The organism is Halovivax gelatinilyticus (genome assembly GCF_024300625.1).
Taxonomy (GTDB): domain Archaea; phylum Halobacteriota; class Halobacteria; order Halobacteriales; family Natrialbaceae; genus Halovivax; species Halovivax gelatinilyticus.
Map to the genome: position 1 here is coordinate 3,586,410 of NZ_CP101322.1, position 15,586 is coordinate 3,601,995.

At 64.3% G+C, this 15,586-nt stretch carries 16 protein-coding genes and 1 pseudogene; 9 read left to right on the forward strand and 8 right to left on the reverse strand.

Going from position 1 to position 15,586, the window contains the following annotated elements:
- Positions 1–57 precede the first annotated feature (57 nt).
- The 3 genes from NKH31_RS17155 to NKH31_RS17165 are packed head-to-tail and all read left to right on the forward strand — an operon-like array spanning position 58 to position 3,655.
- Positions 58–1,992, forward strand: coding sequence for a NosD domain-containing protein (locus NKH31_RS17155; protein ID WP_254863009.1), 1,935 nt, complete (start codon positions 58–60; stop codon positions 1,990–1,992).
- Positions 1,989–2,828, forward strand: coding sequence for an ABC transporter ATP-binding protein (locus NKH31_RS17160; protein ID WP_254863010.1), 840 nt, complete (start codon positions 1,989–1,991; stop codon positions 2,826–2,828). The genes NKH31_RS17155 and NKH31_RS17160 overlap by 4 nt, the downstream gene beginning before the upstream one ends.
- Complete coding sequence (locus NKH31_RS17165) at positions 2,825–3,655, forward strand: ABC transporter permease (protein ID WP_254863011.1); 831 nt, start codon at positions 2,825–2,827, stop codon at positions 3,653–3,655. The genes NKH31_RS17160 and NKH31_RS17165 overlap by 4 nt, the downstream gene beginning before the upstream one ends.
- A 44-nt stretch (positions 3,656–3,699) precedes the next feature.
- On the opposite strand, the gene NKH31_RS17170 is transcribed toward NKH31_RS17165, so the two are convergent.
- From NKH31_RS17170 to NKH31_RS17180, 3 genes are read right to left on the reverse strand one after another with little or no spacing between them, the layout of a single operon-like run.
- Complete coding sequence (locus NKH31_RS17170) at positions 3,700–4,305, reverse strand: nitrous oxide reductase accessory protein NosL (RefSeq protein ID WP_254863012.1); 606 nt, start codon at positions 4,303–4,305, stop codon at positions 3,700–3,702.
- Positions 4,306–4,365: 60 nt separating this feature from the next.
- Positions 4,366–4,821: a universal stress protein gene (locus NKH31_RS17175; protein WP_254863013.1), complete on the reverse strand. Its 456-nt coding sequence runs from the start codon at positions 4,819–4,821 to the stop codon at positions 4,366–4,368.
- 55 nt (positions 4,822–4,876) lie between these two features.
- Positions 4,877–5,242: a DsrE family protein gene (locus tag NKH31_RS17180; RefSeq protein WP_254863014.1), complete on the reverse strand. Its 366-nt coding sequence runs from the start codon at positions 5,240–5,242 to the stop codon at positions 4,877–4,879.
- A 226-nt stretch (positions 5,243–5,468) separates the two neighbouring features.
- Between NKH31_RS17180 and NKH31_RS17185 the strand changes: the two genes are divergently transcribed.
- From NKH31_RS17185 to NKH31_RS17200, 4 genes are all read left to right on the forward strand, one after another.
- Positions 5,469–5,618: a hypothetical protein gene (locus NKH31_RS17185; RefSeq protein ID WP_254863015.1), complete on the forward strand. Its 150-nt coding sequence runs from the start codon at positions 5,469–5,471 to the stop codon at positions 5,616–5,618.
- Positions 5,619–5,622: 4 nt separating this feature from the next.
- The gene (locus tag NKH31_RS17190) at positions 5,623–6,168 is read left to right on the forward strand and encodes a cupredoxin domain-containing protein (RefSeq protein ID WP_254863016.1); all 546 of its coding nucleotides are present in this window, start codon (positions 5,623–5,625) and stop codon (positions 6,166–6,168) included.
- Positions 6,169–6,170: 2 nt separating this feature from the next.
- A complete protein-coding gene (locus NKH31_RS17195; protein WP_254863017.1) occupies positions 6,171–7,958 on the forward strand; it encodes a cytochrome c oxidase subunit I in 1,788 nt (595 codons plus the stop codon).
- 245 nt (positions 7,959–8,203) lie between these two features.
- Positions 8,204–8,896, forward strand: coding sequence for a hypothetical protein (locus tag NKH31_RS17200; RefSeq protein ID WP_254863018.1), 693 nt, complete (start codon positions 8,204–8,206; stop codon positions 8,894–8,896).
- 241 nt (positions 8,897–9,137) lie between these two features.
- Here the strand turns inward: NKH31_RS17200 and NKH31_RS17205 are convergent, their stop codons facing one another.
- From NKH31_RS17205 to NKH31_RS17225, 5 genes and pseudogenes are all read right to left on the reverse strand, one after another.
- Positions 9,138–9,581 carry a pyridoxamine 5'-phosphate oxidase family protein gene (locus NKH31_RS17205; RefSeq protein ID WP_254863019.1) on the reverse strand — a complete coding sequence of 148 codons (444 nt, stop codon included), beginning with the start codon at positions 9,579–9,581 and terminating at the stop codon, positions 9,138–9,140.
- Positions 9,582–9,706: 125 nt separating this feature from the next.
- The gene (locus NKH31_RS17210) at positions 9,707–9,910 is read right to left on the reverse strand and encodes a hypothetical protein (RefSeq protein WP_254863020.1); all 204 of its coding nucleotides are present in this window, start codon (positions 9,908–9,910) and stop codon (positions 9,707–9,709) included.
- Between the two features lies 1 nt (position 9,911).
- The gene (locus NKH31_RS17215; RefSeq protein WP_254863021.1) at positions 9,912–11,723 is read right to left on the reverse strand and encodes a b(o/a)3-type cytochrome-c oxidase subunit 1; all 1,812 of its coding nucleotides are present in this window, start codon (positions 11,721–11,723) and stop codon (positions 9,912–9,914) included.
- 14 nt (positions 11,724–11,737) lie between these two features.
- Positions 11,738–12,226: pseudogene (locus NKH31_RS17220) on the reverse strand (cytochrome c oxidase subunit II); the annotation flags it as partial.
- Positions 12,223–12,438, reverse strand: a complete 216-nt coding sequence (locus NKH31_RS17225) for a hypothetical protein (protein WP_254863022.1) — start codon at positions 12,436–12,438, stop codon at positions 12,223–12,225. The gene NKH31_RS17225 and the pseudogene NKH31_RS17220, both read right to left, overlap by 4 nt.
- 101 nt (positions 12,439–12,539) lie before the next feature.
- Between NKH31_RS17225 and NKH31_RS17230 the strand changes: the two genes are divergently transcribed.
- Both NKH31_RS17230 and NKH31_RS17235 read left to right on the forward strand, forming a co-directional pair.
- A complete protein-coding gene (locus NKH31_RS17230) occupies positions 12,540–12,740 on the forward strand; it encodes a DUF8131 family protein (RefSeq protein ID WP_254863023.1) in 201 nt (66 codons plus the stop codon).
- A gap of 207 nt (positions 12,741–12,947) precedes the next feature.
- Positions 12,948–15,371 carry a heavy metal translocating P-type ATPase gene (locus NKH31_RS17235; RefSeq protein ID WP_254863024.1) on the forward strand — a complete coding sequence of 808 codons (2,424 nt, stop codon included), beginning with the start codon at positions 12,948–12,950 and terminating at the stop codon, positions 15,369–15,371.
- The last annotated feature ends 215 nt before the right edge of the window (positions 15,372–15,586 follow it).

The window sequence follows — 15,586 nt, forward strand, 5'->3', positions numbered from 1 at the left end:
GTCGCTTTCGACGGTCACACCAGATCAACTTTGTCGCTTACGGTGCTAGGGTTGCGTGTGAACCAACGGCTTTGGGTCTGGATTCTCGTGCTGGCGTTGGCCGTCTCTCTGGTCGGGATTGGCCTTCTCTTCACGGTCGAAACCGGATCCACCGAACCGGAACCGGTCGAGTTCGACGACACCGTCACCGTCGGCCTGACCCTCGAGTCTCAGTTCGCACTGCTCGACAGACCGGAGGTGTCGCTCCCGCGCGTTCAGACGTTCTACTCTCAGTACGAGTACGTCGTTGGCTACTACGGCGTGGACACCTACCTCGCGAACCAGGGACAGCCCGGCCATCAACAGCGGTTCGGGTACACACGCGCGAGCTACGTCACCGATTACGCGGACACCTCGGTCGAGTTGTCCACTGAGGGGTACCCGATCGTCGAACGCGACCCCGACTGGATTCCCGCCGAGTCGGCGTGGTACGTCGTCGGAAGCGAAGCCCGATCTCCCGCCGGCGAAACGATTCCATCGTTCGGTGACCGGGAGAGCGCAGCGGCGTTCGCAGAGCGGTACGGCGGGACCGTCGAATCCTGGGAGGCGCTGACCGATCGGTCCTTCGAGCGCGACGACGCCGACGATGTCCGCGAGCGCGTCGACGGACAGGTAGCGGACGCCGAGGCGGTCGTCGCCGGCGCCAGCGCGCACGGAGACAGGCCAGCGTCGGTGGTCGTGGGCGAGGACGTTCCCACCGTTCAGGAGGGAATCGACGCGGCCCCGGCGAACACGACCGTCGTCGTTACCGACGGGACCTACGAGGAGACCGTTGAGATCGATCGGCCGATCACCCTGGCCGGCGAGGGTGAGGCGACGATTCGCGGGAACGAGAACGGATCGGTCGTGACGGTCACCCACCCGGACGTCGGCGTACGCAACCTCACCGTCGCCGGAAGCGGACTCAACGCGACCCAAGCCGACACGCTCCCGGGTCCGGAGGGAGATCACCCTGACGATGGGTTCCAGGTTAACTACGGCGGTGCAGACGCCGGGATCAGCGCTCACGTCGCCGACGGCGTCTCGATCGTCGACGTTTCGATCGACCTGCGAGCGAACGGGATCGCCCTCCGAGAGAGCCCCGGCGCTGTCGTTAGAAACGTCACCGTCGAAGCGGCCGCAGACGCCGACCGGCCGTACGCTGGTCTGATGGCGCTCCGATCGCCGGGCGTCGCGGAAAACGTGACGGTAATCGGTGGCCGTGATCCGGTGTTCATGTACCGATCGGACGGATTCGTCCTCCGGGACAGCGAGGTGCATGGTGGCGTCCTGGGCGTCCACCTCATGCACACGAACGACGCACTCATCGCAGATACCGTCCTTCGAGACGTTTCCAACACCGGCATTTACGTCATGACCGGCCCGGTGGGGAACGCGATCGTCGGCAACGACGTGAGCGGAAGTGACGTGGGGATCACCATCGGAGGCTCGGAATCGTACGTCGCGGAGAACGTACTCCAGCACAACAATGTCGGTCTTCGGATCGAAGCTGACGCCTCGCTCTACGAGCGAAACCTCCTCGCCGGAAACGGCGTTGGCGCCCACGCGGCGGCCGTCCTCCCCACAAATCGAGTGATAGAAAACGACTTCGTCGCCAACGATCGCCACGCGACGGCCGGTCACGGACCGCTTCGAATCTGGTCGCACGACGGGGTGGGTAACTACTGGCAAGGAGCTACGACCTTAGCTGATGGGGATCCGCCGGCACGGGCCTACTCGCCGACCGATCCGGTCGGCGCCAGAATGCACACGACCGACGGGATCGAAACGCTGGCCCGCGCGCCGGCGGTCGATGCCCTGGCGGGGCTCGAAGCTTCTATTTCGGGGATGCAAACGGCGAGTATTGCCGATCTCACACCAACGTGCGAACCGAACAATCCAGCCCTGCTCGCGAGCACTGACTGGACCGACGACGCCTACGCTTGCGACGGAACGACGGTATCAGAACCATGACAAACGAAGATACGACGCGGACGAGTGTCCACGACGCGGACTCACCAGCCAACGATGCCCCGACGTCGGTGGATCGATCCGACGAATCGAACGACCCGGATCAGGCGGGTTCGACCGTGCTAACTGCCGAGGCCGTCGCGTTCTCCTACGGCGACGTGCAGGTGCTTCACGACGTTTCATTGACTGCCGACGCCGGCGACGTGACGGCGTTGATCGGCCCGAACGGCACGGGAAAGACGACGCTTCTGCGCACCCTCGCCGGGCTCGAAGAGCCGACCGCTGGTGCGGTCCGGTACCGCGGACCGTCCGTCCCCCGCGAAATCGGCTACCTACCCCAGCGTCCGGCGTTTCGGCCCGGGTTCACCGTCCTCGAGACGCTCGAATTTTACGCCTCGCTGGTCGGCGAGGGTCGCGCGCAAGCGCGTGATCGGCTCGAACGAGTCGGGCTCGCCGACGCGGCCGGTCGCGATGTCGGCGCGCTCTCCGGCGGTATGACCCGACTGGTCGGGATCGCACAGGCGACCATCGGCGATCCGCCCGTCGTCGTCCTCGACGAACCCGGCTCTGGTCTCGACCCCGGCATGAGTACCCGTATTTACGAGGTGGCTCGCGAAATCGCCGCCACGGACACAGCCGTTATACTGACCTCACACGAGATGGGGCTGGTCGAGCGGACGGCCGATCTCGTGTACGTTCTCGACGACGGAGGGGTCGCTGCGCGTGGGCACCCCACGGAGCTGCGTGACCGCCTGGGCGTCGACTCGCTCCGAGCGGTATACGAACAGACCGTCTCGGGCGACCTCTACAGCGTCCGCGTCCAGGGTGAGACGGCATGACCGGGAAGGCCAGCCCGCCCGGCCCTGCGGAGCGCGTCTGGCGGTTGTTCGGTCGCGAACTCAGGACGGTGGCTCGAACCCGGACCTACCTCTTCCTGACCGCTGCGCTGGCGGCCATCCTGCTCGGGATCGCGCTCACAGGGAGCGTGACAGCCGGATACGTCCCGACGGTCGTCGACCTCCTCACGCCGCTGGAACTGCTCGTACCGATCATCGCCGTGGCGTTCGGCTATCGTGCGATCGTCGCCGACGATGCCCGCGGAGAACTCGACGTGCTCGCGACGTATCCGGTTTCCGCCAGAGAACACGTTCTGGGCGTCTATATCGGTCGCGCCGTCGGTCTCCTGATCGCGATCGTGACCCCGCTCGTCATCGTCGGGGGCGCGGTGGCGTTCCGTCGTGAGGAGCCGGTGGCGATCTACGCGACCACCGCCGGGGCCGATTCGCCGATCCTGTTCGCCCGGTTCGTCCTCCTGACGATCGCGTTCGCACTCGTCGTTCTGGCGGTGGCGCTCGCGATTTCCGCGCTCGCCGGCGGGATTCGAAGCGGCCTGGTCCTCGCGATCGTCGCGTTGATCGTCCTGCTCGTCGGACTCGATCTGGCGCTCGTCTTCGGTCTCTCTGCCGGTTACCTTCCCGAGTCGGCGCTGCTCGAGGCGATCGCGATCAGTCCCCTGAGCGCCTACCGCGGGCTGGTTTTCGAGACGGTGATCACGACGGCCGCCGGATCGGGGCCGGAGACCGCCTCCGTACCGGCCAGTATCCTCGGTCTCGCCGCCTGGCTGGTTGGGTCACTGGTCGTCGCGGCGTGGGCGCTGCGACGGTGAATCGTTCGGTGGGCTCGGCGCGAATTCGGCTAGAGAAGAAGGCCCTACCCCATCAACGACTGGAGCAGTTCCGGCGTGATTTCGTCGTGTTCGTAGCGATCGCCGCCGTGTTCGTCCTGAAACGACTCGGCGTCGTCCGGATCCGAGAAGCCGATCAGGGATCGACCCATCGCCCCGTGGACGTCGCTGTCGACGACCAGGGTCAGTTCCGCCGGATCCGCGAACGTCTCTGCGTCCAGGTGGCGACTGATCTCGGGTGCGTCGCCGCCGGTGACGACCTCCCAGTCGACGCTCGAGTAGTCCGTCAGGTAGACGACGGTGGGCTCGGCCTGAGATTCGTGATCGAACGTGAATCCGTAGGTACATCGCGAACTGCAGAACTGCGCCGGGCGGTCTTCGTCGGTTTCGAGGATCGGCTCGGGCTCGTCGTAGAACGACTGACCGGCCGGTCCGCGATAGTTTCCGATCTCCATCGTACAGTTGTCACAGGCCATTTCCGGTTCGATCGTGATCGGGTCAGAAACGGGGTCGTCCGAATCGTCCAGACAGCCGGCGACTGCGGCTAGACCCGCAACCGTCACGCCGGTGAGAACTGTCCGTCGAGTGATCGGTCTGGTTGGGTCCGGCCGCGTTGAATGTGTGTCGTCCATACTACCAGTAGGTGACCGACCGAAAAGACGGCTCTGGTGTGATTGACGAACTGACCCGGCTCACGCCGAATCGTCGACGCGCGTCTTTACGATCGTCACCGGTTGCTCGGCCATGGTTGCAACGCGATTTGCAACGCTCCCCAGAAGGCGTCGATACTCACCCGACCGCGTTTTGGAACCGACCACGACGAGGTCGATATCGGTCTCGTCGGCGAACGCGAGGATCTCCTCGTGGGGAACCCCGTGACGGGTCGCGGTTTTCGTCTCGACCCCGGCAGCCGTCGCTCGCTCGGCGATCGCGTCGACGGCGTCCGTTCCGGCACGTTCGAGCGCCGTTTCGAGCCCTTCGAATTCGTGGACGTACTCGTCCCCGGGGTACGAACTGTAGGCGTCTGCGTCGATTACGTACAGTACGTAAACGGTAGCGTCGTACCGCGTCGCGGCGTCGATCGCGTGCTCGATCGCGTCGTCGACACCGAGACTCAAATCCGTCGTGAGTAGTATTCGGTCGTACATCGTGTACTGTACACCGTCGTTTCAAAAAGTACCACGGGGTAGTCCGCGTCCGGGCCTAGCCGATCGTCAACACCCGATCGGCGCTCGTCGTCAGTTCCAGCAGGTCGCTCATCGTCGACATCGGGCAGTACTCTCCTTCCTCCTGGCGCATCTCGAGACACGTTCCGCAGGCTTCGAGGTGGCCGTCGACCTCGAGGAACGCTTCGATGCGGTCTCTGACGTCGAACGGGGCGTCGTCGATCGTTTCGACCTCCACGCCTTCGCCGAGTAAGAAGACCGAAACGTCGTGGCCGGCCTCGCGCGCCGTAATTCCGAGTCTGAACGCGTTCCACGCTCGTTCGGGATCGTTCGTCTCGAGGACGATCGTCATCGATTCGAGTGACTCGTCGTCGGGGTCGGTAGCAGATGGCGCATCTGACATAGTATTGTTTAGATACCCCAATACCATAAGAATTCGGGTCGCGGCCGCAGACCGGCGACGATTAAAAAAAAACGCGATCGCCGAGCCTCAGCACGAGACGCTCCGCTATGTAAAGTCGCCGTATATCGAGGGTGTTCGGCTCGGAACTCCCAGGATTTGAGAACTAGGGCGAACCCGTACGGGAGAACGGCTACCGCCCTTACGTCCCGACTCGCTCACGTACGCCATGAGTACGATTCATCCCGACGACGAGCCGCCGTTCATGCAGCGGCTGTACGACAACGTGTGGTTACTAGCACTGCTAGCCCTGCTGTTCTTCGCCGTCTCGTACGTCGGCTGGGGGCTACTAGACATCTATACGGTACCCGCACGGTGATTCGATGACGTCACCGATCAAGCCGCCGGAAGGCAACTGGTGGAATCAACCGATCAACCGACGCGAGACGATCTGGCTCGGGCTCGGGACGGCCTGGGCCGTCGTCCTCTTCGGGTGGATGAGCGCGTTCACCCGGATCGGCGATCAGAACCCGATCGGACAGAGCTACAAAGTCGAGGACGACGAGTACTTCGACACCGTCCAGGCCTACAAGGAAGAAGCCGACGAGAACGAGGACGGCCACCTGATCCCGCCGGGCGACAGCGTCTACATCAACGCGATGACCTACCAGTGGGACGGCCTCCCGGTGGTCCTCGAAGCGGGCCGAGAGTACGACTTCCACCTGGGCTCGACCGACGTCCAGCACGGATTCTCGATCCGACCGGAGGATACGCTGAGCAAACAGATCAACCTGCAAGTGATCCCGGGCTACGAGTGGATCGTCCCCATGGAGTTCGACGAACCCGGCACCTACCGGGTGCTGTGTAACGAGTTCTGTGGCGACGGCCACGAGTCGATGGCCGGGACGCTCTACGTGGAGGAAGCCTGACCATGGCCCACAGGTTCGACGTCCTCGGACTGTTCGACAACGAGTACGACGAGGACGGCTTTCGAATGTGCGGAATCACCGGGCTGAACGTCCACCGGTCGGTCGAAAACCACGTCAAGCTCTTCGGCCTGACGGCGCTCGTCTACCTGATCATCGGCGGGATCTTCGCGATCACGGTCGCGACGACCCGATGGGAGGCGATCGGTCTCCTCGATGCCACCGATTACTACATCCACCTCAGCATGCACGCCTGGAGCATGCTGCTCTTCTGGATCGTCTTCATGGAGGTCGGCATCCTCTACGTCGGCGGTCCGATGGTCCTCGGCAGGCGGCTGCCGTTGACGAAATTCGCGAAGCTCGGCTACCTCACGATGGTCGCCGGGACGATCACCGTCTACTACTCGATATGGACCACGAGCGCGCCCGACCAGGCGCCGCTTCTGACCGCCTACATTCCGCTTCCATCTGCGCCGTTGTTCTACGGGGGCGCGTTGCTCTTCGTTCTCGGGGTCGTCGTCGCCTCCCTGCCGTTCTTCGTCGCGCTCTGGAACGAAAAGCGAGAGAACAAAGGTGAGAGCCTTCCGCTCGTCACCTTCGGTGCGTTCATCACGAGCATCATCGCCGTCGAAGCGCTGCTCGGCGGCGTCGTCGCCTTCGCCGGCGGGTTACTCTGGCGCCTGGAAATCCTGCAGTTCGACCCCGCCGCCTACCGGATGTGGTTCTGGATCGTCGGTCACGGTACCCAGCAGATCAATCTCGTGGCGATGATCGTCGTCTGGTACTTCCTCACCCACGTCGTCGGTGGGGCGGAAGTCGTCAGCGAGAAGGTCTCGCGAACGGCGTTCGTCCTCTATCTCTTCTTCATCAACATGGGCGCGGCCCACCACCTGCTGGTCGACCCCGGCATCTCGACCGGCTGGCGGATCTGGAACACCTCCTACGCGTTCTACGGGGCGACGCTCGCGAGCCTCATTCACGCCTTCGCCATCCCGGCCGGCATCGAAGCCGGTCGGCGAAAACGCGGCAAGGGCGGCGGCCTCTTCGGCTGGCTCACCTCCGCGCCGTGGCGAAACCCGGCGTTTTCCGCGCCGATCCTGGCGATCATCCTGTTCGGATTCCTCGGCGGCATTACGGGCGTGTTGATGGGCCAGCTCCAGCTCAACATGGCGTGGCACAACACGTTCGCGACCGTCGGGCACTTCCACAGCACCGTCGTCCTCGGCACGACGATCACGTTCATGGGCCTGATCTACTTCTTGATCCGGACCATGTTCATGCGCCAGTTCATCTCGACGAAGCTGGCCTCGGCCCAGCCGTTCCTCTACGGCGGCGCCATGGGCATCACGGCGCTGATGATGATGTACGTCGGCATCCTCTACGGCGTTCCGCGCCGGACGCCGGAAGTCGTCGAGAACATCCCGCGGGCGGGCTACGAGTTCAGCCTCGACGCCGCCACTCCGCTGTTCGCGGTCTTTGGCATCTTCGCGGTCATCGCGATCATCGGCGGGGCGCTGTTCATCGCGCTCGCCGTCCTCTCCGTCCTGTTCGGAGAGCGCATCGAACCGGGCGGGGACTGGGACCTCGTCGCAGACGGCGGTACGAAGTCGGCGGGAACGAAGATCGCCCAGTCTCGCGAGAGTCTGGAGATGGCCGACGATCCGGACGATCCGGTCCACGCCTACGAGATGCGCGGGACGTTCGTGCTCTGTCTGATCTTCCTGACCGCGTTCGTCATCACGTACATCCTGAACTGGTATCTGATCACCCAGCTCTGGTCCATCGGGGCCTGAGCGGGCGATCGAATTCTCCTCGATTACGACCGCACCGGCGAGAGACCGACGCACGTTCGACGACCGTTCTACCGTCGAACCAGTTCGGGAAACGACCCACCGTAGTGGACCCCGTACGACCGAGTGAAACCGGAAGACGGCCGTCGGGTACGTGGGACGCCACGAACGACTCGAATGATCACGAGCACAGAACCCGAGATTCGAGCGTGAACGATCATCCATCCCGACGGGAACCAAACAAATCTATGGCAAATTCAACGACCGCGAACCGATCGGCGCCACGACGTATCGTCAGGCGGGCGTGGAACGACCTGCTCAGCATCTACTACGCGAACACGCCGATCTGGCGCTGGTTCAAGAGCGGCGGCCTCCTCGTGTTCGGCTTCTTCTGCTGGTCAGCAGCCTCCTTGCTCCTCTCGTACCGACCGGACTGGACGTTCCTTCACTACGTGATGGCGTACGGGTTCGCCCTGATCGTCTGGGGGCCGCTCACGCACTTCGTGATCGTTCCCCTGGCAATTCGCCTTCGACGGACGGCCGAACATCCGGCCGCCCGGTTCTTCGCTCGAAACGTCTCGAAGATCAACCTCTCCGTGTTCGTCGTCATCGTCATCGTCCTGGCGGTGGTGCAATTTTCGCCCATGATGCTCGACTTCGGCGGCGCGTTCGAGAGCGATTCCGGCTCGGAGGTTACGGCGGACCTCGAGTGCGAGCAAACGGACGACCTGATCACCTGTCAGTTGACGAGTACCGAGGGCGTCGATCGAATCGAGGTTACCTCGGGCGACCGCGAAGTGGCCATCGTCGATGATCCAGGAGGGCCCTTCGAGATCCGGGTCGATGCTCTCGAAGAAGTCGTCGGACAGAAACAGTACTCGGTGGCGCTGTACGACGAAGATGGCAACCGAGTCGGTGTCTTCCGACGAAGCGCACGATAATCCCCGGCAACCTGAAGGCGGTCAGTATTCGTCCTTCGTTCTGCGTCGCTGGTCTGCCTCGTTGGTGGAAGGACGTACGGCCTGCAAGCCGATCCGTTCTGAGCGTCAGTACTCCGGGAAGAGACGGGGTGCACACGATCCGTTGGTTCTGAAGCGACCACCGATAGCCACACGGACGCCCGCGAACACAACCGGTGGTCGGTGTGAAACGGTCGTCGCGGCCACGGGCAGTCTACCAGCGCTACTCGGGAGTTCGTCGGCCGACGGCGGTCTCGATCTCGAGTTCGTACAGTGCGAGGGCAATTTCCTCGATATCCTCGTCGAAGACGCGCAATTCCAGAAACGATTCGTTGACCGCCGTCTCGTCGAACGACGCTCGCTCGTCACCGTCGAGTCGCCGCAACGAGCCGGTCAGGAGCACGCTCCAGGAGTCGCCGGTCTCGTCGACGTCGTAGAGCGTCAGACAGGCGGTCTCCGTTCGGTCGAGGTAGCGCATCTTCGCGCTGTCGCCGTCGTCGGCCAGTCGGACGTACAGCGAGCCGTCCGCGTAGTGGTAGGCGACCGGGATCGCGTACGCGTCCCCATCGTCGGCGAGGGCGAGCACGGCAGTTTCCTCGCGCTCGAGGTAGCGTTGCAGCGCGTCGTCGTCCATGCCGACCGTGTATCTGAACTCGATTCGGTCCATCGGTGATCGGACGACACCTGGCGATATCAACTCCGGTGGTCGGGCGAGTCGTGACCCGATCTGACCCGACGGTTTCCGCACCTACGGGTCGCCTCGCCGTTCGAACCGGTTATACCGGTGGATGTCTAGCCGTCCGACGCGTCCGCACACGCCTCTTTCGGCGGCTGGAGCGCCCAGACGAGCAGGGCGCAGACCAGGACGACGCCGATAACGGCGGTCTGAACGAGCGAAAGCTCGATCCCTACCCAGACGGCCATCGTCCGAAGTTCGACGACGAAGGGAACCGTCAGGGCGACCAGGACCAGTAGCAGGGCAGGGTGAACGCGCATGTCAGGGACTCACCACCGACTGGAGGGCGGTCACGACCGGGTCGATCCACGGGAGAATCGCGTCTATTCCTTCGATTCCGGGTCCGAAGAGGCCGCCGCGCTCGATGATGCTCCACAGCGGCATGGCGTAGGCGAAGAGTACGAGGATCACCGCCACGACCGTCCACAGTTTGAGGTTGTCGAGGACCGCCGGAGCGTGCTCGGGGCCCGAGAGCGAGTCCGCGTACCCGTTGTCCGGAACGGAACCGCGTCCGCCAATCGACGTCATGGCGACAACCGTCAGGAACAACAGCAACGAGATCGTCAGCAGCGTCCCGCCCAGGACGACCTGCGCGTCGAGTTCTGCGACCGTTCCGACGGAGGCTTCGAACGCGAAGTCGTACTGCGGCTCGGCCGTGCGGCGCGGGATGCCCATCAGACCGCCGCGGTGCATCGCGTTCGACATGAACACCATCCCGACGAACCAGAGGACCGTCTGGACGAGGGCCACCGAACGGCCCCAGAGCGGTTTGCCGGTCACCTGCGGCAGGAACCAGTAGGTGACGGCCATGAACGTGAGCGCGACGGCCGTTCCAACGGTGAGGTGGAAGTGTCCGACCACCCAGAACGTATTGTGGACGAGATAGTTGATGTTCATCCCGGCGTTGACCATGCCGGAAAAGCCAGCCGCGGCGAACAGCAATCCGGCCAGCGCCATCCCGGTGAACACCGGGTCACGCCAGGGTAGCGCACCCAGCCAGCGGAGTTTGCCCTCCCCGCCGCGCTGGCGGGCGCCGTGTTCCATGCTGGCGACGACGGTGAACGCGGTGAGCAAGCTCGGCAGCAGCAGGAACATCGTGTTCGTCATCGCGATGAACTTAAAGCCCTCCGCGATCCCCGGATCGAGATACTGGTGGTGGATGCCAGTCGGCACGGAGAGGATCAGAAAGAGAACGAACACGACGCGGGCGAGCGGATCGCTGAACAGTTTTCCGCCCGAGATCTTCGGCAGCATGACGTACCACATCATGTACGCCGGCATCAACCAGAAGTAGACGACGGGGTGGCCGAAGAACCAGAACAGCGTCCGGGTCAAGAGCGGATTGACGCTCTCGGTGATCCCGAGCGACCACGGTAACAGGAATGCCAGAATGGCGACGGCGACCCCCAGGCTGGCGATGAGCCACATGATGGTGGTCGTGATGACCATGAACGCCGGTAACGGAATCCGATCGTCGGGATGCTCACGCCGCCACGCGCGATAGGATCGCAGCCAGTCGGCGCCAGCCATCCAGGTACCCACGACGAAGACCGTAAGGCCCAGGTAGAACAGCGGATGCGCTTGCATCGGCGCGTAGAACGTAAAGAGCACGCTCGCGCTCATGTCCGTCGCGTCGGTGAAGCCGGCGAAGATCGGGATCGCCGCCATCGCCGCCCCGGCGAGCATCGTCAGGTACCAGGCCCAGGTAAACCGTATGTCCTCGACCTCGCGCTCGAGGCTCGTCGTCATCGCCCACGTGAACACGCCGACGAGGAAGAAGATGGTGAACGTAATCGCCAGCAACACCCCGTGGGCGGTCAGCACGGTGTAGTAGTCGGCCGAATCGACGAATCGGAGCACGTCGGCGCGGTGGAGCACCTGAACGAAGCCAAAGAGGCCCCCGATGGCGAGTGAGACGAACGCGCTCCAGAACGCCGCCCGAATCACCGCGGCCTCGCGCGGAAACTGGTGTACGTAGGCACCCTCACTCAGCTCGCCGGACTGAGTACCAGCCAGGACGCCGGGCTGGCCGTCTCCCACGACGTCGGACGAATCCTCGACGCCCGCGCTCATTCGGAATCACCGTCCAGTTCGAACTCGTCTTCGGGAACGACGGTCAGTGTCCCCTCCATGTTGTGGTGATCGATCCCGCAGTACTCGTTACAGAGAATGCCGTACTCGCCGGGTTCGTCGAATTCGACGGTGAGTTCCGAAATCTCACCGGGAATGACCATCGTGTTCACGTTGGTGCCGGCGACGCTGAAGCTGTGGATCACGTCCCGGCTCGTGACGTAGAACGTCACCTCGCTGTTGGCCGGCACCTCGATCTCGTTTGGCTGGTAGATGAACGTCATCGCGACGACGTGGGCCTCGTACTCGTTCTCTCCGACCTGCTCGACGCCGGGATCACCGAAGCCGGGGTGGTCGTTGATTTCGTCGGGCGCGATCGTCTCTTCTGAATCGCTGATCATGGCGATGCCGAGCCCGACACTGCCGTAGGTGATCGTCACGATGAAGACGACGATCAGGACCATCGCCGCGACCAACCATAGTTTCTCGTAGTTGTGTATGTTCATGCGAGGATCACCGGCCCGACCGAACCGATCACCGTCGGATCGTTGCCGAGGAACTCCACGAAGTAAACGAAAAACCACATGAAAAGCAGTATCAGAAAGTAGATCGCAATCAGGGTGAGCGTCCCGATCGGATCGAACTCGTCGTGGCTGATCTCCCGAGATATCGCGGGCTCGTAAGTCGGTTCCTCTCCTGAGCGTTGCTCGGCTTCCATGTCCAAAATTCAGCAGGTGTCCCCGATGTAGGGGGCTGGTCGTTCCCACACTCCGAGAATCACGAACACCGCTTTTGATCGGATCGTACCCACATCTGGCTATGAACTTCGACGGGATCGAACCGCGAGTCGCCGTACTGGTCGGCATCCTCGCGATAGTTCCGACGGTTTGGTACGCGATGGGGCGCCCGAGTAACGGCGGATTCGTCGCCGCGGTGAACGTGCTGATCGTGCTCGCGGCCCTGTGGATCGCCATGCAGCCGATCGAACCCGAGAGCGCGAACGGTCAGTCGGCGTCGTGATCGACCATCGGGCCCGGTGGTGCGATGGGCCGGGAACCGTGTGAACGATGGTCGGTCCGAGTCGCTCTTCGGGCCGGATGAGATGTCGTCGGCGAAATCCCTGAAGCGTTCTTCACCGTCGGCCTCGTACGGTGGACACGCGGTATCGATCCGGCCGGCAATCAGACGGTTGCGAGGCGAACAAACCGAGCGTTCGGACACCGATCGATGACACCAACCCCCGATACCGAAGCTGCCGGCGCGACGACGAGCGGTGACGCCGGCTGTCACCTCTGCGGACTGCCTACCGGCCGGTCCCCGGTCACCGACACCGACGTTGACGGTTCATTTTGCTGTCGCGGCTGCCTCCAGGTGCAGCGAGCGCTCGGCGACCTCGATGTCGTTGACGACGAGCAGATCGCAGCGCGACTCGACGGCGATCGTGACGGTCTCGGTCCGGAGCCGGCACGCGGTCACGAGCGGGCGTACTTCGGCGTGGACGGGATGCACTGTGCGACGTGTGAGGCGTTCCTCGAGACGCGGGCAGCGAACGCCGCGGGCGTTCGGACGGCCGCTGCGAGCTACGCTACCGACACGGTCTGTGTCGAGTACGATCCCGAAGCCGTCGACGAAGCGGAACTTCCCGAACTTCTCTCTGGATACGGCTACGAAGCGAGAGACCGCGAGGAAGGCCGGGGCGAGTCGAGTCGGGACCGGGCCCTGATAACGTTCCTCGTCGGTGGCGGCCTCTTCGGTATGATGGTGATGCTCTGGTACGCGCTTTTCTTGTATCCAACCTACTTCGGCTACGAACCCCTGGTCGACCTGGGCGGCTACGACGGATTGTACCTCTTCGCCAACATCTGGCTCATGACCTCCTTCGTCGTCTTCTACACCGGCTATCCCATCCTCAGGGGTGCGTACGTCAGCCTTCGGGCGCGCCGGCCGAACATGGACCTGCTGGTCTCGGTCGCCGCGCTCGCGGCGTACGCCTACAGCACGTTGGCGATCGTCGTCGGTCGGACGGACCTCTACTTCGACGTCTCGGTCGCGATTATCCTCGTCGTAACCGCAGGGACCTGGTACGAGGGGCGGGTAAAACGACGTGCTGCGGGCCTGCTACGCGACCTCACCGAACAACGGGTCGAAACGGCCCGGTTGGCAGACGGAGAGTCTGTTCCCGTCGCAGACGTCGAGCCGGACGACGAACTCCTCGTTCGTCCGGGCGAGCGAGTCCCGCTCGACGGGACCGTCCGCTCGGGGCGGGCTGCGGTAGACGAGTCGCTGCTCACCGGCGAGTCCCTGCCGGTCGAGAAGGAGCCGGGCGACCCCGTCCGCGGCGGCACGCTCGTCACCGACGCGTCGCTGGTCGTCACAGTCGGCGACGACGCCGAGAGCGCGCTCGATCGGATCGTCGAACTGCTCTGGCGGATCCAGAGCGCGCGGCCCGGCGTCCAGCGGCTGGCCGACCGCCTCGCCACCATCTTCGTGCCGCTGGTGCTCGTTCTGTCGGCGATCGCAGCCGCCGCGACGCTGGCGCTCGGCGGCGGGACGACCGCCGCTATGCTGGTCGGACTGACGGTGCTCATCGTCTCCTGTCCGTGCGCGCTCGGACTGGCGACGCCGCTGGCCGTCGCCTCGGGCGTCCGCTCGGCCGCCGAACGCAACGTCGTTCTCGCGAGCGAGAGCGTCTTCGAGGACGCTCCCGCGGTCGATATCGTCGTCCTCGACAAAACGGGAACGCTGACGACCGGCACGATGTCGGTTCGGTCGGTCGAGTCCGACGGGATCGACCGCGAACGGCTGCTGGGACGCGCCGCGGCGGTCGAGCGCCTCTCCGAGCACCCGATCGCGCGGGCGATTTGCGAGGCGGACGACAGCGAAGCGCCGGGCGTCGCGGACGGGGGGACCGCCTCGCATCCCCTCGAAGTCGAGGACTTCACGCGAGAGACCAGAGGCGTCTCCGCGCTGGTGGACGGCGAGCGAGTCGCCGTCGGTCACCCCGAGTTGTTCGTCGAGCGCGACTGGACCGTCCCGGCGGGACTCGACGACGCGGCGGCCCGGACGCGTAATCGCGGCGACGTTCCCGTCCTCGTCGGCTGGGACGGCCGCGCCAAGGGCGCGATCACCGTCGGAGATCAGCCGCGCGAGACGTGGCGCGATTCGGTCGAGACGCTCGCTCGTGGCCGCGAACTGGTCGTCCTCACCGGCGACGAAGGACCTGCAGCCGAGCGGTTCCGGGCGATCCCGGCCGTCGACGAGGTGTACGCCGGCGTGCCGGCGGAGGGAAAGGCCGAGACGGTCCGCCGGCTCCGAGCACGCGGGACGGTCGCCGTCGTCGGCGACGGGAGCAACGACGCGCCGGCGCTGGCCGCCGCCGACGTCGGAATCGCGATGGGCGGCGGCACCGAGCTAGCCACCGACGCCGCGGACGCCGTCATCGTCGACGACGACCTCGCATCGGTGGCCGACGTCTTCTCTCTCACCGACGGGACGAACCGCCGAATCAAACAGAACCTCGGCTGGGCGTTCGTCTACAACGGGGTCGCCATCCCGCTGGCGATCACCGGGCTGCTCAACCCGCTGCTTGCGGCGGTGGCGATGGCGACCAGCAGTGCGCTGGTGGTCGTAAACTCCTCGCGGCGGATCTAACGGGCTCGATCAGCGCTCAGACGACAGTACGCGGATCGTACGCTATCGCCAGCGATTGGTGGTCTCTCTTCGGACCGGCTCGTGGCTGGCCACTCGCACCATGTGGAGATTCACGGACGAGTCACCGACGACATCGCACGCCGACATTCGTGGTTTCCCTAGACTCGCCAACAGCCCACAGCGAGGCGGAACGTCCGGCCGTCTCGTCAGGTCAA